20 protein-coding genes and 2 tRNA genes are annotated in these 22,368 nt (G+C 41.3%); 2 read left to right on the top strand and 20 right to left on the bottom strand.

Features of this window, described 5'->3' with window-relative positions; genetic code table 11:
- Window positions 1-276: 276 nt before the first annotated feature.
- The 9 genes from AC27EF_RS05430 to AC27EF_RS05470 form a co-directional block, all read right to left on the bottom strand.
- Window positions 277-365, bottom strand: a tRNA-Ser gene (locus AC27EF_RS05430).
- A gap of 27 nt (window positions 366-392) precedes the next feature.
- Window positions 393-478, bottom strand: a tRNA-Ser gene (locus tag AC27EF_RS05435).
- A 101-nt stretch (window positions 479-579) separates the two neighbouring features.
- A complete protein-coding gene (gene ispD, locus AC27EF_RS05440; RefSeq protein WP_487109431.1) occupies window positions 580-1,368 on the bottom strand; it encodes a 2-C-methyl-D-erythritol 4-phosphate cytidylyltransferase in 789 nt (262 codons plus the stop codon).
- 3 nt (window positions 1,369-1,371) lie between these two features.
- Complete coding sequence (tsaD, locus tag AC27EF_RS05445) at window positions 1,372-2,400, bottom strand: tRNA (adenosine(37)-N6)-threonylcarbamoyltransferase complex transferase subunit TsaD (RefSeq protein WP_487109432.1); 1,029 nt, start codon at window positions 2,398-2,400, stop codon at window positions 1,372-1,374.
- A 15-nt stretch (window positions 2,401-2,415) separates the two neighbouring features.
- Window positions 2,416-3,330, bottom strand: coding sequence for a ribonuclease Z (locus tag AC27EF_RS05450; protein WP_487109433.1), 915 nt, complete (start codon window positions 3,328-3,330; stop codon window positions 2,416-2,418).
- A 10-nt stretch (window positions 3,331-3,340) separates the two neighbouring features.
- Window positions 3,341-4,075 (bottom strand): ribosomal protein S18-alanine N-acetyltransferase, encoded by a 735-nt coding sequence (rimI, locus tag AC27EF_RS05455; protein WP_487109434.1) that lies wholly within the window; start codon window positions 4,073-4,075, stop codon window positions 3,341-3,343.
- On the bottom strand, window positions 4,062-4,772 hold the full coding sequence (gene tsaB, locus AC27EF_RS05460; protein WP_487109435.1) for a tRNA (adenosine(37)-N6)-threonylcarbamoyltransferase complex dimerization subunit type 1 TsaB: 711 nt from the start codon (window positions 4,770-4,772) through the stop codon (window positions 4,062-4,064). The genes rimI and tsaB overlap by 14 nt, the downstream gene beginning before the upstream one ends.
- Window positions 4,773-5,198, bottom strand: a complete 426-nt coding sequence (gene tsaE, locus AC27EF_RS05465) for a tRNA (adenosine(37)-N6)-threonylcarbamoyltransferase complex ATPase subunit type 1 TsaE (RefSeq protein ID WP_487109436.1) — start codon at window positions 5,196-5,198, stop codon at window positions 4,773-4,775. It abuts the gene before it with no gap.
- An 11-nt stretch (window positions 5,199-5,209) separates the two neighbouring features.
- On the bottom strand, window positions 5,210-5,785 hold the full coding sequence (locus AC27EF_RS05470) for a YcxB family protein (protein ID WP_487109438.1): 576 nt from the start codon (window positions 5,783-5,785) through the stop codon (window positions 5,210-5,212).
- 116 nt (window positions 5,786-5,901) lie between these two features.
- Between AC27EF_RS05470 and AC27EF_RS05475 the strand changes: the two genes are divergently transcribed.
- The gene (locus tag AC27EF_RS05475; RefSeq protein ID WP_487109439.1) at window positions 5,902-6,444 is read left to right on the top strand and encodes a stage V sporulation T C-terminal domain-containing protein; all 543 of its coding nucleotides are present in this window, start codon (window positions 5,902-5,904) and stop codon (window positions 6,442-6,444) included.
- Between the two features lie 97 nt (window positions 6,445-6,541).
- Here AC27EF_RS05475 and uvrA read toward each other — a convergent pair whose 3' ends face one another.
- The 9 genes from uvrA to AC27EF_RS05520 all read right to left on the bottom strand — a co-directional run bounded on the left by uvrA (window position 6,542) and on the right by AC27EF_RS05520 (window position 18,787).
- The gene (gene uvrA, locus AC27EF_RS05480) at window positions 6,542-9,400 is read right to left on the bottom strand and encodes an excinuclease ABC subunit UvrA (protein ID WP_487109440.1); all 2,859 of its coding nucleotides are present in this window, start codon (window positions 9,398-9,400) and stop codon (window positions 6,542-6,544) included.
- Between the two features lie 8 nt (window positions 9,401-9,408).
- Window positions 9,409-11,397, bottom strand: a complete 1,989-nt coding sequence (uvrB, locus tag AC27EF_RS05485) for an excinuclease ABC subunit UvrB (RefSeq protein WP_487109441.1) — start codon at window positions 11,395-11,397, stop codon at window positions 9,409-9,411.
- A gap of 137 nt (window positions 11,398-11,534) precedes the next feature.
- Window positions 11,535-12,668 carry a S41 family peptidase gene (locus tag AC27EF_RS05490; RefSeq protein WP_487109442.1) on the bottom strand — a complete coding sequence of 378 codons (1,134 nt, stop codon included), beginning with the start codon at window positions 12,666-12,668 and terminating at the stop codon, window positions 11,535-11,537.
- 25 nt (window positions 12,669-12,693) lie between these two features.
- Window positions 12,694-13,854 carry a murein hydrolase activator EnvC family protein gene (locus AC27EF_RS05495; protein WP_487109443.1) on the bottom strand — a complete coding sequence of 387 codons (1,161 nt, stop codon included), beginning with the start codon at window positions 13,852-13,854 and terminating at the stop codon, window positions 12,694-12,696.
- Between the two features lie 11 nt (window positions 13,855-13,865).
- On the bottom strand, window positions 13,866-14,774 hold the full coding sequence (ftsX, locus tag AC27EF_RS05500; RefSeq protein WP_487109445.1) for a permease-like cell division protein FtsX: 909 nt from the start codon (window positions 14,772-14,774) through the stop codon (window positions 13,866-13,868).
- Complete coding sequence (gene ftsE, locus AC27EF_RS05505; protein ID WP_487109446.1) at window positions 14,764-15,444, bottom strand: cell division ATP-binding protein FtsE; 681 nt, start codon at window positions 15,442-15,444, stop codon at window positions 14,764-14,766. The genes ftsX and ftsE overlap by 11 nt, the downstream gene beginning before the upstream one ends.
- Window positions 15,445-15,448: 4 nt before the next feature.
- Window positions 15,449-16,534: a PucR family transcriptional regulator gene (locus AC27EF_RS05510; protein ID WP_487109447.1), complete on the bottom strand. Its 1,086-nt coding sequence runs from the start codon at window positions 16,532-16,534 to the stop codon at window positions 15,449-15,451.
- 95 nt (window positions 16,535-16,629) lie between these two features.
- Complete coding sequence (locus AC27EF_RS05515; RefSeq protein ID WP_487109449.1) at window positions 16,630-17,457, bottom strand: YitT family protein; 828 nt, start codon at window positions 17,455-17,457, stop codon at window positions 16,630-16,632.
- A 79-nt stretch (window positions 17,458-17,536) separates the two neighbouring features.
- Complete coding sequence (locus AC27EF_RS05520; protein ID WP_487109450.1) at window positions 17,537-18,787, bottom strand: LCP family protein; 1,251 nt, start codon at window positions 18,785-18,787, stop codon at window positions 17,537-17,539.
- 146 nt (window positions 18,788-18,933) lie between these two features.
- Here AC27EF_RS05520 and ymfI point away from each other — a divergent pair, with 146 nt between their 5' ends.
- A complete protein-coding gene (gene ymfI / locus AC27EF_RS05525; RefSeq protein WP_487109451.1) occupies window positions 18,934-19,662 on the top strand; it encodes an elongation factor P 5-aminopentanone reductase in 729 nt (242 codons plus the stop codon).
- 31 nt (window positions 19,663-19,693) lie between these two features.
- Here the strand turns inward: ymfI and AC27EF_RS05530 are convergent, their stop codons facing one another.
- Complete coding sequence (locus tag AC27EF_RS05530; protein WP_487109452.1) at window positions 19,694-21,853, bottom strand: Tex family protein; 2,160 nt, start codon at window positions 21,851-21,853, stop codon at window positions 19,694-19,696.
- A gap of 15 nt (window positions 21,854-21,868) precedes the next feature.
- On the bottom strand, window positions 21,869-22,348 hold the full coding sequence (locus tag AC27EF_RS05535; RefSeq protein ID WP_487109453.1) for a deoxycytidylate deaminase: 480 nt from the start codon (window positions 22,346-22,348) through the stop codon (window positions 21,869-21,871).
- Window positions 22,349-22,368: the final 20 nt, after the last annotated feature.

A 22,368-nucleotide genomic window follows, 5' to 3' on the forward strand; every position in this document is an offset into this window, starting at 1 on the left:
ACCGATCTGAAAATCTCTTAGAATTTTCAAGGTTGTCTTATTGTTTAGTTGTCAAAGTTCCTTTGGCAGATGGCATGAAGCAAAGCATCCTTCGCCATCTTTTCGTCCGCTTCTGATAAGAAGCTTCCTTATTTTACCACTTCGTTCTTTGTTTGTCAAGAACTTTTTTCGATATTTTGTCCTGTTCAACTTTCCCAAGCGACAGCAACTTTTATATCTTACTTCTTTTTTCTCAACTTGTCAAGAACTTTCTCGCAGCTATGGATCATATCCAAACGGAGAAGGAGGGATTTGAACCCTCGCGCCGCTATTAACGACCTACTCACTTTCCAGGCGAGCCCCTTCAGCCACTTGGGTACTTCTCCAAGGGTTGATATCATTTCCATGATAAACGGAGAGGGTGGGATTCGAACCCACGCGCCCTTGCGGACAAACGGTTTTCAAGACCGCCTCGTTATGACCACTTCGATACCTCTCCAGACAATAAATATATGTTGTCATTGCTTCCGTCTCTCTTGCGACGACTTGTATATAATACCAAGACAGAAACTATTTGTCAACATGTTTTTCAAACTTTTTTTATTTTTCTACTTTTTTTGTTTTATAGTGCCTCTGATATAGTTTCATCTGCACATAAATCATTTTATCATGGATTGTATGGAGCACTCTCAACACTTTACGCGCCTTGACAAGACTTCCTGCAATTCTCATGTCTTCCGGTGTCGTAATCTTAATATTATCATATCCGCCTTCAAATAATTTTACTGGAACCTTTGCATAAGTTTCAACAACCATTGCATCATCTGTAACGGTTGTATCTCCACATTCTATGCATTTCTCATAAGCTTTTTTTACCAGGTCGAATTCAAAGCATTGCGGAGTCTGAACCTGCCATAACAGCTTTCGTTCCGGAGTCCGAATGGCATATTGCTCCTCATCGACAACCTTGATTGTATCTTTTGACGGCATTCCTACCACACACGCCCGGTATTCCCTTACATAACGAATGCACTTTCGGACCAGATGAACATGAATCATCGGACGTGCCCCATCATGAATCAATACATAATCCGCCTGATCAATCGCCTGCAGTCCGCAATGAACTGATTCATAACGCTCAGATCCGCCCGCTATAATTTTTGTCACCTTATCAAAATGGTAGCGCTCTACAATATATTTTTTGCAATAATCAATTTCATCCCCGCCTGTGACAAGAATTACCTCGTCAACCGGACTCTCCTCAAACGCCTTTAAAGCATAATACACCAACGGCCGTGATTTGATCAGCATATATTGCTTTGGAATTCCGCTGCCCATTCTTTTTCCTTCCCCGGCAGCAAGAACAATGGCTACAATCTTTTCTCTCATAGCTTACCCCTGTCTGGTCCCGATTTTTAATCCAGGCACCGCATTTAATTCCCAACCGCTTCTTACACCATTGATATAATCATAATATCCGCATACCCCGATCATGGCTGCATTATCTGTACAAAAAATAGGAGAGGGGTGATAAAACTGAATTCCTGCTCTCTGACAGCGCTCTTTCATTTTATCGCGAAATGCCCCGTTGGAAGCTACTCCTCCTGCAATTGCCAGTTTTTGATAGCCCAGTTCATTCGCCGCTTCCACTGCATGAGAACTTAAAACATCTACCACTGCCTCCTGAAAAGATGCAGCCACATCTGCTTTCTTTACAGTTTCCCCCTTCATTTCACAATGATTTAAATAATTTAATACTGCTGATTTTAGCCCGCTAAAACTAAAATCCATCTTAGAATCGTTTACTTTTGCCCTTGGAAAGGCAATCGCCTCTTTGTCTCCTTCTTTTGCGAGGGCTTCTATTTTAGGTCCTCCCGGATATCCAAGACCAATTGCACGCGCCACTTTATCAAAAGCTTCACCCGCCGCATCATCTCTTGTGCATCCAATAATCTCATAGGTTCCATACGCTTTCACATCAACTAAATGAGTATGTCCTCCTGAAACAACCAAACATAAAAACGGTGGTTCCAGATCCGGGTGTTCTATATAGTTTGCACAAATATGCCCTTCAATATGATGCACTCCAACCAACGGTTTTTGTTTTGCAAATGCAATTGCTTTTGCCTCTGCCACTCCCACCAACAGTGCGCCAACCAGTCCGGGACCATAGGTTACTGCAACGGCATCTATAGTATCCAGTGTTTCTCCCGCTTCTGTCAATGCCTCTTTTATGACATAATTTATCTTCTCTACATGTTTTCTGGATGCAATCTCCGGAACAACACCACCATAGAGTTTATGCAGTTCGATCTGAGATGAAATTATATTAGACTTTACAGTCCTTCCATTTTCAACAACTGCTGCTGCAGTTTCATCACAGGAAGACTCAATTGCTAAAATTTTAATTCTACCTTCCATTCCGTACTCCTACTCCTATTCCTCATAAAAATCCAAAGTCACTGTCTTTCCGTCTTTTCCGGCTGCCGCTCTCGGAAAAATATTACGAACCTTCTCCATAAATTCTTCGGGGCGAATCAAGGACGGACTGTAATGCGTCAGCCAAAGTTTTTTGACCTTGGCCTCTTTTGCAAGACAGGCTGCCTCATAAAATGTCATATGCTTATATTCCCTTGCCTTTTTCTCCTTGCCATCCTCACCATACATTCCCTCACAGATAAAGAGATCTGCTCCGGCTGCATGCTCGGAAATTGCCGGAACAGGTCTTGTATCTGTACAATACGTCAATTTAATTCCCTGCCGCGGCTCGCCCAAAATCAAATCACTGGTTAAAATGCGCCCGGTTTCGTCTTTCAAAGTCTCTCCTTTTTGCAGACGGTTCCAATATTTCATAGGAATATTATTCGCCTTAGCCTTTTCAGGATCAAATTTGCCTGCACGGGGTATCACCATACTATATCCATAGCAGGGCACATTATGCTTCACCTGAAAAGCCTCCAGACGATATCCATTCATTTCAATCGTATGTTCCTTTTTTGTCAACTCATAAAATTCAATGGAAAACGGAAGTTCAGGCGCTATAATCCTTAAAGAATTCACAACATTTCTTACACCTTTTGGTCCGATCACCAACAGAGGCTCTGTTCGCTCTGCATTCCCCAGGGTTAAAAGCAATCCCGGCAAACCGCTGACATGATCCGCATGAAAATGCGTCAAGCAAATGGCGTCCAACGGCTTTACACTCCATCCTCGCTCTTTGATCCCCACTTGTGTTCCTTCCCCACAATCAATCAAAAGGCTATGCCCGTTAAATCTTGTCATACACGCTGTTAACTTTCGATATGGAAGGGGCATCATGCCCCCGGTCCCCAACAAACATACATCTAACATAAATCATCCTTTATGATAACACTTCATTTTTTTCAGTTACAATCGGGGGAATTTTAAATTCTTTCCGGATACGATCATAGCATTTTTCGCAAATTTTAAATTTATGAATTTCCGTATCTTTTTCAGAAAAATATCCCCACTCTTTTTCTACTGCAATAAAATCTGTTTTTTCGTTTAATGGACTTCCACACACATTACACTTCATCTCATTCTCCTCCTTACAATCCTCATTATAAAGAGCAGGATTACAAAAATCCACTGGTAATGATTGGCCCGGATTTGGGTCATCCCAAAACATCAGAACCGCGTCCTCAATTGGGTCTGTATAATATTTAGGTCTTTGCCCGTATTCTTCAAATCCACATTTTTTGTAAAAATTTCTCGCAGCAATATTTGATTTCCGAACCTCGAGATAAATTGTTTCTACACCAAGCGCCCGGTATCTTTTTCTGAATTCCTCAAATAAAAGCGTCCCGATTCCCATCTTCCGAATAAACGGAACAATCGCAATTCTCTGAATTTCAGCTTGCTCCAAAACATGTTCTGCCATAATATAACCGCTAATTCGGTTTCGATCTCTCCAAACAAAAATATCACTGGTTTTCTTTCGATAGAACGATTCGATACTCAGCAGACTCCACGGTTTATGAAAAGAAAGCTTCTCAATTTCCGCAACCATAGGCAGCTCCTCCGGCAGCGCCTTATGTACATGCCATTCTCTTGCAGTCGCCTTAGCCTTGTCCATGAATTCTCTCTTCTCTTTCCCGCTCTGCCTGCGATTTTCTTAAATACTCCGGAACAAATTGATCTGCATCCATGTATTTTCCCTTTTGAAAATATATTTCTGCCAGCGCGCCTACTGCTCCGGCTCTCTGTCGGTTTGCATGAGCAGGGGCAAAGATAGCCAGATCCTTCATACAGGTTTCAATTTCTGACCGATACACAGGAACTCCATCGCCTAAAAAAATAACCGGTTCCCCATACTCTTTTAATTGGATCAAAGTATCTTCTACGCTTTGAGCACACTGTTCCTTGAGAACTTTCATCTCAGACCCCTCAAACCGATAAAATCCTGTATAAATCTGCTTTCGACGAGCATCCATCATCGGGCAAATCAAATTTGTGACTCCAAAAAGCTGGTAAGCAAGTCCGTCCACCGTCGGAACTGGAATCACCGGTTTCTTGAACGCCAATCCAAGTCCCTTCGCTGTGGCAGCTCCGATTCGCAGTCCCGTAAAAGATCCTGGTCCCATCGCAACGGCAACTGCATCAATTTCTTCCATCTCAAACGATGTCCGTCTGATCACTTCATTCAGCATGGGCAAAAGCGTCTGAGAATGAGTCAGTTTATTTCCGGTGGTATACTCTGCAATTAGTCGATCATCCTCAATCAATGCCACAGAAGCTACCAGACCGGAGCTGTCTAATACCAATAATTTCATCTATAACTCCTCCATCTCAATTTCACGATAATCAAAGCCCCGTTCCAAATCCTTTTGAATTGTAATTTTCAGATAATGCTCCGGCAAAATTTCATCAATGAGATTCGCCCACTCAATCAGACAAATTCCATCTCCATAAACGTAATCCTCATATCCAATCTCATCCATTTCTTCAAGATCACCAATCCGATATACGTCAAAATGATAGAAAGGAAGCCTTCCTTCATGATATTCTCTCAAAATGGTAAATGTGGGACTTTGAATCGGCTCGCAAATTCCAAGTCCTTCTGCCAGACCCTTGGTAAAGACCGTTTTTCCAACACCGAGATCTCCATATAAACAAATGATATCCCCGGGCTCTGCTTTTCTGCCGACTTCTTGTCCCAGACGAAACGTATCTTCGGCGCTAAAACTCTGTACAATCATCTGCTGCTCCTTTACTCTTTTTCCCGAACATCCTCAGACGCGTCCGCTTCATCGCTGATCTTGGTATATTTAGAAATCTTAGCCGGACCGGAACCTTTCTTTTGTCCTCTCGCCTCTTTTATGAATCCTTTCATTTGCTCAACCATCTGATCTTTTTCAGCCCCCAAAGACTCCTGCGGAAATACAAAGGCTTGTTTCGCTCCTGTATATAAAATATAAATTCCCATAAAATAATTCATTTTTAAGATTCGATTCCATTCAATTAAGGCATTTTCTTCTCCTATCTCTACGAAAATTCCTTCCTTCTGAATTGTATAATACGTCTTTACCTGATAGATCGGATTTTCGATGGCTTGTTTTTTTGCCTTGATATAAAGCATAACAGGGTTCACAATCGCAAATAACACAATCATCACAACCCCAAACAAAACATTGCTGGATGCATTTCCATGAATCAGTCCTGTGACAATTAAATAAATTCCGGTAAGCACAATCAGTACCGGTAAAATTCCTGGAATTCCAAGATATGTGTACGCCAAAGAGAATTTAAAAATGTCTTTGGCAGTTAACTGTGTATGAAATTTCATAATTCTTCTCCTTTTCTCTATTAATGAGATATTATAGCATAATCTGGAGTATAAAACCAATGTTTTTACAAATACTATGCTCATACACGAAAATAATATGATGGAGGATCATAAGAATGAGAGCTACAGGTATTGTAAGAAGAATCGATGACCTTGGTCGAATTGTCATTCCAAAAGAAATCCGAAAGACAATGCATATTCGGGAAAGCGACCCCTTGGAAATATTTACTGAAAGAGATGGAAGCATTATTTTGAAAAAATATTCCCCGATCGGGGAGATGGGCGTTGTTGCAAAACAGTATACGGACGCCATCGCCGCGTCGCTTCCACATACAGTATGTATTTGCGACCAGGATTCTATCATTGCCGCCTCAGGGCCAAATGGAAAAAAACTCATCGGAAAAATACTTCACGAAAAAGCGGAAGAAGCCCTGCACGATCGAAAACAATTCATTGCCGGGCGCAAAGATTCTGATTTTTTCCCTTTAATCTCTGACTTCCCGGAAGAATTCGTTGAAATTGCCTTTTCTACAATTATTTCCGAAGGAGACGCCATTGGATTAATGTGCATTTTATCCAATGAAGGACCACTGACCGATCAAGATCTGATGATTACTAAAATCGGTGCCGATTTTCTCGGAAAACAAATGGAACCTTAAAATTCTAACCTTTGTTATGCAAAAAAGCGCTCCCAACCAATTGCTTTTTCAGCGGTCGGAGCGCTCTTTTTTGTATTTCCCCAAAAAATTCCTGCTTCTATTTCTCACAGGTCTCTTCCGACCGAATGGACATATCCTGCAAATATTTTTTCAAATATTGCCCGGTATAAGACGCTTCTGTCTTTACAATCTCCTCAGGAGTTCCCTGCGTCACAACCGTTCCTCCTTTATCTCCTCCTTCCGGTCCCATATCAATAATATAATCCGCAGTTTTTATAACCTCTAAATTGTGCTCAATGACAATCACGGTGTTGCCGCCTTCTGTTAATTTTCCTAAAATATCCACCAGTTTATGAACATCCGCAAAATGAAGTCCCGTTGTCGGTTCATCTAAAATGTAAATAGTTTTTCCGGTACTTCGTTTGCTCAGTTCGGAAGCCAGTTTAATTCTCTGCGCTTCTCCTCCTGACAATTCTGTAGAAGGCTGTCCAAGCCGAATATAGCCGAGTCCCACATCCCGCAGGGTTTCCATCTTCCGGCTGATCGACGGAAGGTTTGAGAAGAAATCACAGGCTTCCTCTACCGTCATGTTCAATACATCATAGATACTCTTTCCTTTGTATTTTACCTCCAGAGTTTCACGATTATATCGCTTTCCGCTGCAGACCTCACAGGGTACATAAACATCCGGCAAAAAATGCATTTCAATTTTAATAATTCCGTCTCCGGCACAAGCCTCGCATCGTCCCCCTTTTTTATTAAAACTAAATCTGCCCTTATGATATCCCTTTGCTTTTGCATCTTTTGTCATCGCAAACAGTTCTCGTATCTGATCAAATACGCCGGTATAAGTTGCCGGATTTGATCTTGGAGTACGCCCAATCGGAGACTGATCTATGGCAATGATCTTGTCCAGCTGTTCATACCCTTCCATTCCCCTGTGTGCCCCCGGCTTTGTCTTTGCACGATTCAACTCCTTCGCTAAACGTTTATATAAAATCTGATTTACAAGGGAACTTTTTCCCGATCCCGACACACCGGTTACACAGGTAAATATCCCCAAAGGTATCTGAACATCAATATTTTTCAGATTATTTTCCGCTGCTCCCAGAATTTTCAAAAATCCGCTCGGCTTTCTTCTTTCTTTTGGAACCGGAATTTGAATTCTTCCGCTTAAATATGCTCCTGTTATAGAATTCTTATTTTTCATAATCTGTTTTGCAGTGCCCTGAGCAATCACCTGCCCGCCATGCTCTCCCGCCATCGGACCGATATCTACAATATGATCTGCCGCCAACATTGTATCCTCATCGTGTTCTACTACAATTAAGGTATTGCCCAGATCTCTTAAATTTTTCAGTGTACGGATGAGCTTATCATTATCTCTTTGATGAAGACCGATACTCGGTTCATCGAGAATATAAGCAACTCCGACCAATCCCGAACCAATCTGTGTCGCCAGTCGAATTCTCTGTGCCTCACCTCCGGACAGAGTCCCGGTCGCTCTTGACAGAGTCAGGTAATCCAATCCCACATCGTTTAAAAAGCCGATTCTTGCCCTGATTTCTTTTAATACCTGTTCTCCAATTAACTTTTGACGCTCTGTCAATTCCATCGTCTCCAAAAACTCCACCATCGTTCCCACAGACATCTCGCACATTTCGGCAATATTCTTTCCTGCAACCGTCACGGCAAGGGATTCTGCCTTCAAACGCTGGCCATGACATTCTTCGCACGGAGTAATTGTCATATAAGACTCATATTCTGCTTTCATAGATTGAGAAGATTCCCGATACCGCCTTCCTACATTTCGGATAATTCCCTCAAAGGCTACATCATAGACTCCTTCCCCTCTCTGTCCTCGATAGTGGACTTTTACTTCTCTGCCCCCGGTTCCGTACAAAAGAAGATCTTTTATCTCTTTGGGATAGTCTTGAAACGGCATCGACAAATCAAACTGGTATTCTCTTGCAAGAGCATCCAAAATTGCCCTTGTATAGCTCTTTTTATCGGTACAAGACTGCCAGCCAAGAACCTGAATTGCCCCTTCGTCAATACTTAATTTGGGATCCGGAATCATCAAATCCACATCAAATTCCATTTTATATCCCAGCCCGTGACAAACCGGACATGCACCAAACGGATTATTAAAGGAAAAACTTCTCGGCTCAATCTCGTCAATGCTGACTCCGCAGTCCGGACAGGAAAAACTTTGACTGAAATTTAAAACCTCTCCTCCTATCACATCCACCATCATAAGCCCCTCCGCCAAATCCAGCGTTGTCTCAATGGAATCTGTCATTCGTTTTTCAATCCCGTCTTTGATCACCAGACGATCTACTACGATCTCAATATTATGCTTCTTATTTTTCTCCATAGGAATCTCTTCCGATAGATCATAGATATTGCCATCCACACGAACGCGCACAAATCCGCTTCTCTTTGCCGTCTGAAAAACTTTTGCATGCTCTCCTTTTCTTCCTCTGACAATCGGTGCTAAAATTTGAATCCTTGTTCCATTTTCCAATTCCATCAGACGGTCTACCATCTGATCCACCGTTTGCTTGCTAATGGGTTTCCCACATTTAGGACAATGGGGAATTCCAATTCTCGCATATAATAATCGAAAATAGTCATAGATCTCAGTGACGGTCCCAACCGTAGACCTTGGATTTCGATTTGTGGATTTCTGATCAATGGAAATTGCCGGTGACAGACCTTCAATACTGTCCACATCAGGCTTTTCCATCTGTCCCAGAAATTGCCTTGCATAAGACGACAGCGACTCCATATAACGCCTTTGCCCTTCTGCATAAATAGTATCAAATGCCAGAGAAGACTTTCCGGAACCGCTTAATCCGGTTAAAACAACAAATTGATTTCTTGGAATCTCCAGATCAATATTTTTTAAATTATTCTCTTTTGCTCCTTTAATGCGAATCATTTCTTTCTTCATGTTTACTCCTAGTTATCATAATCTCTATATGCTATTTTGAATTCCTTTAATTCATCTCGAAGTGCTGCGGCAAGCTCGAAGTTTAAATCAGCCGCTGCCTGATTCATTTTTTTCGTCAGTCGCTCTATGATTTCTTTCAGTTCCTTTTTGGTCATAGATTCCATATCCTTTTCATAACCGGAAGAAGTCTCCTCATGATCATCTGAAATCTTAATCAAATCTCTCACATCCTTTTGGATCGTTTTCGGAATAATTCCATGCTGCCGATTGTAATCATCTTGAATCCCCCGCCTTCGATTTGTCTCTGAAATGGCAGCCTCCATGGAATCTGTTATCGTATCTGCATACATGATAACATGCCCCTCGCTGTTTCTTGCGGCACGGCCAATCGTCTGAACCAGAGAAGTTTCAGAGCGCAGAAATCCTTCTTTGTCTGCATCTAAAATTGCAACAAGCGTAATTTCCGGTATATCTAAGCCCTCTCTTAGCAGATTAATTCCAACCAGCACATCAAATACATTCATCCGCAGGTCACGGACAATCTCTATTCGCTCTAAAGTATCAATGTCTGAATGAAGATATTTCACACGAATCCCCACTTCCCGCATATAATCTGTCAGTTCTTCCGCCATTCGCTTCGTCAGGGTTGTCACAAGCACCTTATGCCCCTTCTCTGTCTCTCTGTGAATTTCTGACAGAAGGTCATCAATCTGTCCTGCCACCGGCCGAACATCAATGGATGGGTCCAACAATCCCGTCGGGCGTATAATCTGCTCTGCTCTTAAAAGTTCATGCTCTGCTTCATACTTCCCCGGCGTTGCAGAAACAAACAACATCTGATCGATCTTTTGCTCAAACTCCTGAAATTCCAAAGGACGGTTATCTTTCGCCGATGGCAAACGAAATCCGAAATCTACCAATGTGGATTTTCTGGATTGATCGCCGGAATACATGCCGCCGATCTGGGGCACTGTAATATGCGATTCATCAATAATCATTAAAAAATCATCTCCGAAAAAGTCGATCAATGTATTCGGAGGCTCTCCCGGAGCAAGTCCGGATAAATGTCTGGAATAGTTTTCAATTCCTGAACAAAATCCTGTCTCCCGCATCATCTCAATGTCGAAATTGGTTCGCTCCGCAATTCTCTGCGCCTCAATCAACTGCTCCTGTTCCTTAAAATACTCTACCTGCTGTGCAAGCTCTTTTTTGATTCCCTGAATCGCCCGCTCAATCTGCTCCTGCGGCACAACATAATGTGACGCAGGAAAAATCGCAATGAAATTCAAACTTCTTTTTACTTCTCCTGTCAGAATATCAAATTCCACAATGCGGTCAATCTCATCTCCAAAAAATTCAATGCGCACGGCATCCTCAAAGGTGGATACCGGAAGAATTTCCAGCACATCTCCTTTTACCCGAAAGGTTCCTCTCTTAAAATCCAGCTCATTTCGCACATATTGAATATTAATCAATTCATCAATGACCTGATCTCTATCCTTCATCATCCCCGGGCGCAAAGAAATCATCATTTCTGTATAACTTTCTTTATTTCCGATTCCGTATATGCAGGATACACTGGACACTACAATAACATCCTTCCTCTCAATCAACGCAGCCGTAGCACTATGGCGCAGTTTATCAATCTCATCATTGACAGAGGAATCTTTTTCAATATAGGTATCTGTTGAAGGAACATATGCCTCCGGCTGATAATAATCATAATAGCTCACGAAATATTCCACTGCATTATGTGGAAAAAACGCCTTAAACTCACTGTACAGCTGTGCTGCCAGCGTCTTGTTATGAGCTAGAATCAATGTTGGTTTATTTAACTTCTGTATAATGTTCGCCATCGTAAATGTTTTACCAGAGCCGGTGACTCCCAGTAACGTTTCAAACTGATTTCCTTCCCGAAACCCTTTGACCAGAGCTTCGATTGCCTGCGGCTGATCGCCGGTCGGTGCATATTCTGATACTAATTCAAAATGATCCATAAAATCCTCCTATGAATCTATTATCTGCTATTTCTGTTGTCATTATATCAGAATATAAAATAAAAGTACAGAACAAAACCGAATGTTTGTTCTGTACTTTTCATTTCCAGTCATATCAATTCATCTTATTATTTTTTCTATTTCAAAATTTCCACTGCTCTCTGAAGCTGTTCATCTGTTTTGGTTTTTTCATTATCTTTCACCGTTACATCCGGCTGAATTCCTTTCTTATGAATGTTATGTCCTGCCGGTGTATAGTAAGATGCAGATGTTAATTTCACATAAGAGCCGTCCCCAACATCAAAGAATCCCTGAACAATCCCTTTTCCAAAGGTTTTCTCACCCACTAAAGTTCCTGCGCCCCGATCTTTGATAGCTCCCGCCAAAATCTCCGACGCGCTGGCACTGTTTCCGTTGGTTAACACGCACAGAGGCATATTAAGCTGCTCATTGTCTTTGTCTTTATAATATTGTTTATTTCCATTTTTGTCTTCTGTATAAACAATCGTTCCTTTCGGAAGAATTTTGGCTGCAATCTCCGTTACGCTTTTCAACAATCCTCCCGGATTATCTCTTAAATCAATGATCAAAGATTCTGCCCCCTGTTTTTTTAATTTCTCCAATCCTGATTCAAACTGAGAAACGGTAATCTCATCAAATTCCTCAATCGCAAGATATCCAATATGATTTTTCAGCATTTTTGTTTCCACGGTCTGATTCTCCACAGACTTTCGTGTCAGGGAATAGGTCTTTACCGCAGATCCCCTCTGAAAAGTTAATGACACTTTTGTTCCCTCATCCCCTTTGATTTTTTTAACCACTTCATCCAGGCTCTCTGTATTTTTCACTTTATGGTGATCCACCTGAGTTAAAATATCTCCTTTTTTTATTCCCGTCCCGGCTGCCGGGCTTCCCTTTATGGTTTTCACAGCGGTAATCACGCCGGTCTTGGTATTCTGCGTCAAAGAAATTCCAACGCCGTAATACACTCCGCTGGTAGATTCCTCCAGTTCCGCAAAATCTTCTTCTGAATAATAAGCAGAATACGGATCCCCAAGACCCGCAACCAATCCCCGATAAGTATCCTTTTCCAATTCTTCCTGATCTACAGATCCTTTATAATATTGGTCAATGATCTGCTCAATGCGAGTCACTTTGCGCGCTATAAAAAAAGAATCATCTGAAAATCCATATGCCCGGAATAAGAAAAAGCCCTCCACAAGACATATCACAGCTAAACTTCCAACTAGTATTTTTGAAAACTTCTTCATGCTAAAATTCCTCCCGGTCTGTCATTTATAAATAGTTCATTGGATTGACATAGCTTCCGTTTTTCTTTATCACAAAATGAAGATGCGCTCCGCTTACCATACCGGTAGCTCCCGACTTTGCGATGGTCTGCCCCTTGCTGACTTTTGCCCCCGAAGATACCAGAAGTCTGGAACAATGCAGATACATGGTTTCCATCCCATTGCCATGCTTGATTTTTATGTAATTCCCATTGTAGGAATTATAATCTGCTACAGTAACCCTACCTCCGTCCGCGGCAACAATGGATGTTCCTGTGGAACACGGAATATCAATCCCCGCGTGAAGTTTCCTCTCCCCGGTCACCGGATGTATTCGATATCCATATCCTGACGAGATACTATGCAGTGACGGAACCGGCCACGTAAAGCTCCCTGTTCCCGAAGAACTGGAATGACCTCCACCGGAAGATGTTCCCTGATCTGCAGAGGAAGCAGAATCCCCGGAAGAAGAATCTTGTGCCGATGCATCATCCATTTCTTCCTGACGGCGCTCTTGGGCTTCATATTGTGCCAACAATGCTTTATTTGAAGCTAATTTCCTTTGATATTCAGCCATCTTCTGTTTCTTTACCTGCACTGCCTGATCCAGTTTCTCTTTTTCGCCCTTTGCATCCTCCGTTAGTTTGGCAATACTTGTATATTCTTTTTTGAGGTTCTTCTTTTCTGCCTGAATCTTATTCTCTGTTTTCTGCAATTTTGCAAACATGTTACTATCATATTTGGAGATTTTTGATACATACTCTGCTCTTGTGAGAAATTCCTGAAAATTTTTTGCCTCAAAAACGGCTTCCAAATAGACCATATTTCCGTTCTCATATAGAAATTTTATTCTTTTGCTCATGATCTTGTATTGTTTCTGCTTGGAATCTTTTGCTTCCCGAAGCTCTTCTTTTGTTTTGTTCAGTTCCTTTTGAACAGAAGATAATTCCGTCTTATATTTCTCATAAGTCTCATTTCGTTTTTGCATTTTTTCATCCAGCTCTTTGACCTCATTCGCCATTTTTTGTGTAATGCTTGCCAATTCTTTATTTTCTTCCTTCACCTTCTGCTTTTGATTCTTTGCAAAAACTGTTCCGAAAAAGCTCAGATTTCCCACCGCTGCGATTGTCAGAATACAAACAACTGCTGCAAAATGTCTCTTCTTCATGGTACCCCTTTCTATACGTTTAAATACTTCCTGATTGTAATTGAGCTTCCCAGTAATCCGATTACCAGTCCTACAAGCAAAGATAACGGAAGCAAATACATCACAATTTCATGAATCGGTACAAATTTCATAAACACTGTCACCACATGGAACTTATCATTCAGCCAGGTGATGATACTCTCATACCCTGCACAAATAACGCCGACAGGAATTACAGATCCCAAAATTCCAATCAAAATACCTTCCGCGCGGAACGGAGCTTTTACAAAACCATTGGAGGCTCCAATCAATTTCATAATTGCAATTTCTTCTTCCCGCACAGCTACCCCCACGGATACGGTGTTGCTGACAAGGAAAATGGAAACCCCCATTAAAATAAGAATAATCGCTGCTGCAAGGTAAGTTCCCATTACATTCATCTTCGTCATCCCCTCAGCAGCCCCTTCTGAATAGCGCACTTTGCGGACTCCGTCAATTTTCTCAAGCTGACCTGTTACCTCTTTATATGATTTGACTTCTTTTAATGTAATTTCATAAGAATCGGATTCCCCCAAAGGATTTTTTCCCTCAAACCCTTCCAACAGTTCTTCGTTTCCTTGAAATACATCCTTTCTGTAAGTATCCCACGCCTCCTCCGCCGTCACATAACGCATCGTGGCAATATCTTCTTTCTCTCTTATCTCTTTCCCGATCTCTTCTTTCCGCTCTTTTGAAATTCCTTCCTCAAAAAAAACGGAAATTCCCACCGACCGCTCCATCTGTCTCACTGTGGAACGGACATTCAGAATCACCGATAAAAAAACACCAAGCAAAAAGACACAGGCAATAATGGTTCCCAGTGATGCCAGAGAAAACATCTTATTTCTGAAAATATTTTTTGCTCCTTCTCGGACTCCATATACAAATCTTCTAAATATCATAAGACCCCCTTATCTCGTCCTGCTCAATATGTCCGTCGTCCAGCAGCACCACGCGTTTTCCCATCTCATTGACCAATTCACGGTTATGAGTGACCACAAGTACTGTAGTTCCGCTTTTATTAATATCCGAGAGCAAATTCATAATCTCCCTGGCTGTGACCGGATCTAAATTTCCGGTAGGCTCATCTGCCAGCAGCAGCACTGGATGATTTACCAGAGCCCTGGCAATTGCCACCCTTTGCTGCTCCCCTCCGGACAACTCACTGGGCAGTGCGTTCACGCGGTCTTTTAGCCCCACAAGCTCCAGCATCTCCATCACCTGACGTTTCATATGACGTTTCGGCGCCTCAACAACCTTTTGTGCAAACGCAACATTCTCAAAGATTGTGCGATCCTTCAGCAGACGAAAATCCTGAAATACCATTCCCATCTGACGCCGGAATTTTGGAAGCTTTCTCTGCTTTAAATTTCTGTAATTTTGTCCATTGACAACAATTTCTCCACTGGTAGGCTCCAGCTCCTTCTGAAGAAGCTTCATTAACGTTGTCTTCCCGGAACCGCTTTTTCCCACAATAAAGACAAACTCTCCCTTCTCAATTTGCAGAGAAATCTGATCAAGTCCGACATTTCCTTTTTTGTATTCTTTTGTTACGTTATTTAATGTAATCATAACCTCAATCCATTGTATCCATATGTTTCATATATTTTACTACCATCAATGCAATTTTAAAAGCAATTGCATCTTCAAAATTCCGAAGATCTAAATTTGTATTTTTTTGAATTTTATCCAGACGGTAAACCAGTGTGTTTCGATGAATAAATAATTGTCTGGAAGTTTCGGAGACATTTAAATTATTTTCAAAAAACTTATCAATGGTCGCCAAGGTTTCCGCATCAATGGAATCCGGCGAGTAATCTCCAAAAACTTCCCGAATAAACATTTTACATAATGGAAGAGGCAGCTGATAAATCAGTCTTCCGATCCCCAACTGATTGTAAGCAATTACCGTCGCTTCCTCATAAAATATTTTGCTGACATCCAAGGCAATCTGGGCTTCTTTATAAGATCTTGAGACATCCTTAATCGTCTCGGCAACATTCCCTATGGCAATCTTGACATCTTTAATTCCATATTCTTTTAACCCTTTTTGAATCTCTTTTGCATGAAGAATAAACTGAATTTGTGTATCTTCAGGCAAAACCGGCGTTACAAAAACAATGCTTTTTTCATCGACAGCCGTTATAAAGTCGGATTCTTGCGTCGTCTCAACTTCCCGCATTGCTTCCAAAAGATTCTGCTCTTTTTCATACGCCGCCTGAATTAAAAAAGCGACTCTTCGCTGTTCCGCTTCTATATGTAACTTTTTGGAACGATTATAGATATCCACCAAAAGCAGATTATCCCGCAGCAAATTTTTTACAAAATTTTCCTTATCCAAACGTTCCTTATATGCAGTTAAAAGATTTTGAATCTGCATCACTGCCAGCTTTCCAATGGTAAATGCATTCTCACTCATCCCACTTACCAGCAAAATATATTCCAATCTCTGCTCATCAAAAATCTTAAAATACTGAAATCCATCAACAACCTGGCTTTCTGCCATAGAATCCGCAAACTCCTGTGCATGTTCTGACAGATCTTCCAGATCTTCCATTGTTGTTACTACGACATGACCGGATAAATCTAAAATACAAAGATCGATTCCCGTCACATCTTTCATTCCACTAATTGTCTCCTGTAAAATCTGATTTGAAATCATTCTCCATCAACCTTTCGTATACACCGTTCAATCCTTTCTTATACTATACAGCATTTTCACCAAAATAAAAAGAAAAATTTAGCTATTTTTACACATCATTGTGGAAACTCCACAAAACCTTCCCCAATTGTCTCCCTTGCATCGGATATAATGACAAAAGCGTTTGGATCATATTTTCGGACAATTTCCTTTATTTCAGAGATTTCTTTCTTTGAAACAATGCACAAAAGCATCGGCATCTGTTTCTTATGATAAGCCCCCTCTGATAAAATTTTTGTCACACCTCTTCCTTGATGATAGAGAATCTCTTGGGAGATTTTTTCCTGCTGCTTGCTGATAATCAGTACCATTTTTGAAATTCCCGGCCCCTCTGCTGCCACATCGGTAATCTTTGTGATGCCATAAATACAGAGCAGCGCATAACAAACCTTCTCGATTCCAAAAACAAAAATTCCCGCAAACACAATGATTCCATCCAAAATTCCCAACAGCACTGCGATGCTGACATGAGGAAACTGAATTTTCAGCAGAGTTGCCAGCAAATCGGTCCCGCCTGTAGAACTGCCATCCTTCAATATAATTCCCAAGCCGATTCCCATGAGCAGACTTCCCAAAATTAAATTCACATAAAAATCTTTTGGAAAAAAAGAAAATCTGGGCAGGATTCCCAAAAACAGAGAGAGCGCCGCTGCCCCAAAAAGTGTGTTCCAAAAAAACATTTTTTTCTTATAGTAATAAGCGCCAAAAAAAACCGGAACATTCAGTACTGCATTTGTCACCCACAGAGGGATCTGAAACATCTCCCATAGGATAATGCCCAATCCGCTGAATCCCCCGGTGACAATTCCCAAGGGCATAAAAACCGTGTTGGTGGCAGCCGCCATACAAAATGTTCCGATTGCAATTTTTACATAATGCCTCATGATACACTCTCCCATACTTCTTTTTCTATTAGTATGGAAAAGTTTTCAGCTTTTATTCTATCCTAAAACCACTTTCTGTTTACAATTCATCCTCTGTTCCGATAATAATACAAATCTGTGCACCACTATCCACCGTTCCAACTTCATAAACCGGATTTTTAAAATAGTTTTTCAGATCCTGACCCATTCCTTTTTCTGCAATGATAATTTTTGTTTGAGTCAAAGTCCCCTGGCGGTTGGTTTTAATGGATCCAACCGTATAACCGTCGCTGGCAAGCTTGTCTCTCCATTGCCCGGCAAGTCCTGAAATTTTTGTAGAATTCTGAATCTCAATAGAAATTTCCTTGGAAGAATTTTTCTCTGCAGTCTCTGTACTTTCTTCTGTAGTATTCAGAGCAGAATCCAGATCGCCTTCTTCTGATAAAATCTCATCAAAAACTCGCTTCGCCTCTGCAGCATCTAAATGGAAGTTTCTGTCACTTTCTATTCCGTCCAGAACTTTAAAATTCAAATCATCTTTCTTTATTCCATGCATTCGTTTTAAGTAGGAGGATATGTCCTCATATTTTGTATTTGAACTTGCAGCCTCATAATAATCTTTTACGAAATCTCGGTAATCTGACAAAGGTTTAGAGTCTGCTTCTGCCGCAAGAGCGACACACACCTCACCAATCATCTCCGCCTGATCATTCTTATCTTCAAACATTTGCGTATCATTTAAAATCGCATAAACTGCATTGCCATTTAAGACATTCTCTCCTGCTTCCAAAGTAATGCTTTGATCGGTAGCATCTGTATAAGAAACATCCTGAGAGAAATCTACCTGAACATCTCCAATATCATTTACTAATTTTACAAATTTGTCCTGAGTAAACGTCTCATAGGAATTAATAGAAATTCCAAGAGTTTTTTCTACCTGCTCCTTGATCAGCTTTCCGTCTTTTTTCATGGACTTTACCACATCTGAAACTGTGGCAGTATCCACATTCGTTCCCAGAGCATCTTCCACAGCCTTTTTACCTTCCTCATTCAATGTCAGAACCAAATCGGATCTTAACGGCACAAAAATCATCTGCTGATTTTTATTATGGTAAATTCGGATTACAATGGAATTCCCCACTTGCACCATTCCCACATCAACCCGTTCTTTGCTCTCTTCTTTTAATTGCCTGGCAATTTGTGCTTTTTTATCTTTTTTTAACTTATTTGCAAAATAGGTTTTAAAGCCAAAAAAACTTGCAGATGCCCCGATGCCGGTCACCAGAACCACTGCAATCACTCTCGCAATTATGGCTTTCGCCCCTAATGTTTTCCTTTTATCGCTTGCCATATCCCTGCTCCTTCCCTTCATAGCTTTGTTCAGTATACCAAATTATTCGATTTATTTCAACATAGCCCTGTGTTATAATTGTATGTAAAACTGCTTAAGCTTTTCTTAAGTTTGAAATCTATGACGAAAAAAAAGAGGTATTTTTTATGAAAACTGTATTGATTACAGGCAGTTCCCGGGGGATTGGTCGAGAAACTGCCATTTTTTTTGCCAAACATCATTGGAATGTGATCATCCACGGATTCCGTCACACCGATCAGCTTTTCCAGCTGGAACAGGAACTGTCAGCAATGAATGTTTCTATCCTGTCTTTCTCAGGTGATATTGGCGATCCGCAATTTGTCCGAAAGATGATCGAAACTTCTATTGACACCTTTGGTTCCATCGACTGTCTGATTAACAATGCTGCCATCTCCATTACCGGTCTGTTTACCGACTCCACCACCGAGGATTGGGATCAAATCCTTCATACCAATCTTATCTCGGTGTTTGCGGCCTGCAGATATATCCTTCCATATATGATACAGAATCATGCCGGAAAAATTATCAATATTTCCTCCATTTGGGGCGCCCGCGGAGCTTCCTGTGAAACTTTGTATTCTGCCACAAAAGGGGCTGTCAATGCATTCACCAAGGCTTTGGCAAAAGAAGCTGCTCCCAGTAACGTACAAATTAATGCCGTTGCCTTTGGAATGATTGCTACAGAGATGAATCAGGAATTTAATGAGGAAGAAACAGCCATGATCCGGGAAGAAATCCCTGCAGACTATATTGCCAGCCCAAAAGAAGCTGCGCAGATGATTTATCATACTGCCACAGCTCCTTCCTATATGACCGGACAAATTCTTACCTGTTCCGGCGGCTGGTACATATAACCAATGGAACCCGTTCCTTCATTCCCATAAACTACATGTTTTTTCCCGTTCCAGAACGCATACTCAGCTGTATTCTTTTTTTCTTCTCATCAACACTTAACACCGTAACATCCACCACATCCCCGACGCTGACTACCTCCAGCGGATGTTTAATATAGCGCTCTGCCATCTGAGAAATATGAACCAATCCGTCTTGATGAACTCCAATATCAACAAAAGCACCAAAATCTATGACGTTGCGTACAGTTCCTTTTAACTTCATTCCCGGCTTCAAATCTTCCATTTCCAATACATCAGTTCTAAGAATTGGTTTTGGAAGATCTTCCCTTGGATCTCTTCCCGGCTTCTCAAGTTCTTTTACGATATCCCGCAAGGTCATCTCTCCGATGCCAAGTTCTTCAGAAAGCTGGCAGTAATCCGAAATTTTTTGATGAATTCCCCGGAATCCTTCTTTGGATAATCCTTCTTTAGAATAACCCAGCTTTTCTAAGAGACTGTCCGTCTCCTGATAGGTTTCCGGATGGACTGCTGTGGCATCCAACGGCTGATTTCCTCCAAATACCCGCAAAAATCCCGCGCACTGCTCAAATGCCTTTGGTCCAAGCTTCGGCACTTTTAAAAGTTCCTTACGATTTTGGAAGGAGCCATTTTCTTCCCGGTATTTCACAATATTTTTTGCCACGGCCTTAGAAATTCCGGAGACATACTCTAACAAAGATGCCGAAGCTGTGTTCAAATCTACGCCGACTCTGTTAACCGCTGCCTCCACAACGCCTCCCAAAACCTGCGCCAGTTGTTTTTGATTCATATCGTGCTGATATTGACCGACACCAATGGATTTTGGCTCAATTTTCACCAATTCTGCCAAAGGATCCTGCACCCGCCTAGCAATCGAAGCCGAACTTCTTTGTCCCACATCAAAATTCGGAAATTCTTCAGCCGCCAGTTTACTGGCAGAATAAACAGACGCTCCGGCTTCATTGGTGATAACATACTGTATCGGCTCTTTCATTTCCTTGATCATTTCAACAACAATTTGTTCCGACTCTCTGGACGCTGTTCCGTTCCCGATAGAAATCAGAGTAATCCCATATTTTTCCACAAGATTCTTTACAACCTTTTTGGCTTCCTCCACCTTATTCTGCGGTGCCGTCGGATAAATTACAACGGTATCCAATACTTTTCCCGTCGTATCCACAACGGCAAGCTTACATCCCGTTCGAAACGCCGGATCCCATCCAAGAACAACCTGACCTGCAATCGGAGGCTGCATTAAAAGCTGTGTTAAATTCTTTCCGAAAACTTTCATCGCCTCAGCAGAAGCACGTTCCGTTAATTCGCTCCGAATTTCTCTCTCGATGGATGGAGCAATCAGTCGCTTATAACTGTCCTCGATCGAAGAAAGTAAAATTTTTGTTGTATATTCATTTTTCTTTGTAATAATCTGTCTGGTCAGATATGAAGCAATCTTAGCATTGTCAGGCTCAATTTTTACCTGAAGAATTCCTTCTTTTTCCCCGCGGTTCATGGCAAGAATTCGATACCCCGCAATTTTTTTGATTGGTTCTTCAAAGTCATAATACATTTCAAACACCGAAGCTTCCTCGGACTTTTTTGCAGTAGAGGTGATTTTCCCATAATCCCAGGTTGCCTTCCGAATCCATGTGCGATATTTTGCATCATCAGAAATAGACTCTGCTAAAATATCTTTAGCTCCCTTGATGGCATCCTCTGCTGTATGGATACCTTTCTCCTCATTTAGAAACGCTTCTGCTTCCTGCTCCGCCGGTCTATTTAAGTTCTGAAAAAGTATGAGATTCGCAAAGGGCAAAAGTCCCTGCTCCTTGGCTATCATCGCTCTCGTTCGTTTTTTTTGCTTATATGGCCGATATAAATCTTCCACTGCCACCAGGGTTTTCGCTTCGTCAATTTGTTTTTCCAGTTCTTTTGTTAATTTCCCCTGCTCCTCAATACTATGTTTGACTGTTTCCTTTCGATCTTCCAAATTGCGAAGATAAAGCAGACGCTCATGAAAATTCCGCAAAGTTTCATCATCTAACGCCCCTGTCATTTCCTTTCGGTATCTGGCAATAAATGGAATTGTATTGCCCTCATCAATCAACTGTATGGTTGTCTCTACTTGTCTTCTTTGAATTCCTAACTCTTCCTGTAAAATCTGAATTATATCCATAATATTAGCTTCCCCTTATAATTTCAGCTGGATCTCCTGTCCTTTTGGTACAAATTGCCGATAAGCAACACCCGCCATGTCAAACATCTTTTTTGATGCAATAATTTCATCTGTATCTGCATATTTATCCAGCATATAAATCACTTCTTTCATTCCGCTTTGGATAATCGCTTTGGCACATTCATTACACGGAAACAATGTGACATAAACTTTTGCTCCTTCCAAAGAACCTCCGCTGTAATTTAAAATTGCGTTCAGCTCTGCGTGGCAGACATAAAAGTATTTGGTATCCAGTGGATTTCCCTCTCTCTCCCACGGCATATCATCATCATCACATCCAATGGGCATCCCATTATATCCTACAGATAAAATTTTATTTTTGTCATTTACCAGACATGCTCCCACCTGACTGTGATTGTCTTTACTGCGCTGAGCAGACAACAATGCAATTCCCATAAAATACTGATCCCATGAAATATAATCTGTTCGTTTCATCTGTTATCTCCCTTTTATCT

This window comes from Anaerostipes stercorihominis, from assembly GCF_057535655.1.

Excerpts from the sequence above, each read along its gene's own strand:
- rimI (WP_487109434.1), bottom strand. The coding sequence starts at position 4,075 with ATGGACAAGGCTAAGGCGACTGCAAGAGAATGGCATGTACATAAGGCG.
- uvrB (WP_487109441.1), bottom strand. The coding sequence starts at position 11,397 with ATGGATCATTTTGAATTAGTATCAGAATATGCACCGACCGGCGATCAG.
- tsaD (WP_487109432.1), bottom strand. The coding sequence starts at position 2,400 with ATGGAAGGTAGAATTAAAATTTTAGCAATTGAGTCTTCCTGTGATGAA.
- AC27EF_RS05490 (WP_487109442.1), bottom strand. The coding sequence starts at position 12,668 with ATGAAGAAGTTTTCAAAAATACTAGTTGGAAGTTTAGCTGTGATATGT.
- ftsE (WP_487109446.1), bottom strand. The coding sequence starts at position 15,444 with ATGATTACATTAAATAACGTAACAAAAGAATACAAAAAAGGAAATGTC.
- AC27EF_RS05530 (WP_487109452.1), bottom strand. The coding sequence starts at position 21,853 with ATGGATATAATTCAGATTTTACAGGAAGAGTTAGGAATTCAAAGAAGA.
- tsaB (WP_487109435.1), bottom strand. The coding sequence starts at position 4,772 with ATGAAATTATTGGTATTAGACAGCTCCGGTCTGGTAGCTTCTGTGGCA.
- uvrA (WP_487109440.1), bottom strand. The coding sequence starts at position 9,400 with ATGAAGAAAGAAATGATTCGCATTAAAGGAGCAAAAGAGAATAATTTA.
- AC27EF_RS05510 (WP_487109447.1), bottom strand. The coding sequence starts at position 16,534 with ATGATTTCAAATCAGATTTTACAGGAGACAATTAGTGGAATGAAAGAT.
- ftsX (WP_487109445.1), bottom strand. The coding sequence starts at position 14,774 with ATGATATTTAGAAGATTTGTATATGGAGTCCGAGAAGGAGCAAAAAAT.
- AC27EF_RS05470 (WP_487109438.1), bottom strand. The coding sequence starts at position 5,785 with ATGAAATTTCATACACAGTTAACTGCCAAAGACATTTTTAAATTCTCT.
- tsaE (WP_487109436.1), bottom strand. The coding sequence starts at position 5,198 with ATGATTGTACAGAGTTTTAGCGCCGAAGATACGTTTCGTCTGGGACAA.
- AC27EF_RS05450 (WP_487109433.1), bottom strand. The coding sequence starts at position 3,330 with ATGTTAGATGTATGTTTGTTGGGGACCGGGGGCATGATGCCCCTTCCA.
- ymfI (WP_487109451.1), top strand. The coding sequence starts at position 18,934 with ATGAAAACTGTATTGATTACAGGCAGTTCCCGGGGGATTGGTCGAGAA.
- ispD (WP_487109431.1), bottom strand. The coding sequence starts at position 1,368 with ATGAGAGAAAAGATTGTAGCCATTGTTCTTGCTGCCGGGGAAGGAAAA.
- AC27EF_RS05515 (WP_487109449.1), bottom strand. The coding sequence starts at position 17,457 with ATGAGGCATTATGTAAAAATTGCAATCGGAACATTTTGTATGGCGGCT.
- AC27EF_RS05535 (WP_487109453.1), bottom strand. The coding sequence starts at position 22,348 with ATGAAACGAACAGATTATATTTCATGGGATCAGTATTTTATGGGAATT.
- AC27EF_RS05475 (WP_487109439.1), top strand. The coding sequence starts at position 5,902 with ATGAGAGCTACAGGTATTGTAAGAAGAATCGATGACCTTGGTCGAATT.
- AC27EF_RS05495 (WP_487109443.1), bottom strand. The coding sequence starts at position 13,854 with ATGAAGAAGAGACATTTTGCAGCAGTTGTTTGTATTCTGACAATCGCA.
- AC27EF_RS05520 (WP_487109450.1), bottom strand. The coding sequence starts at position 18,787 with ATGGCAAGCGATAAAAGGAAAACATTAGGGGCGAAAGCCATAATTGCG.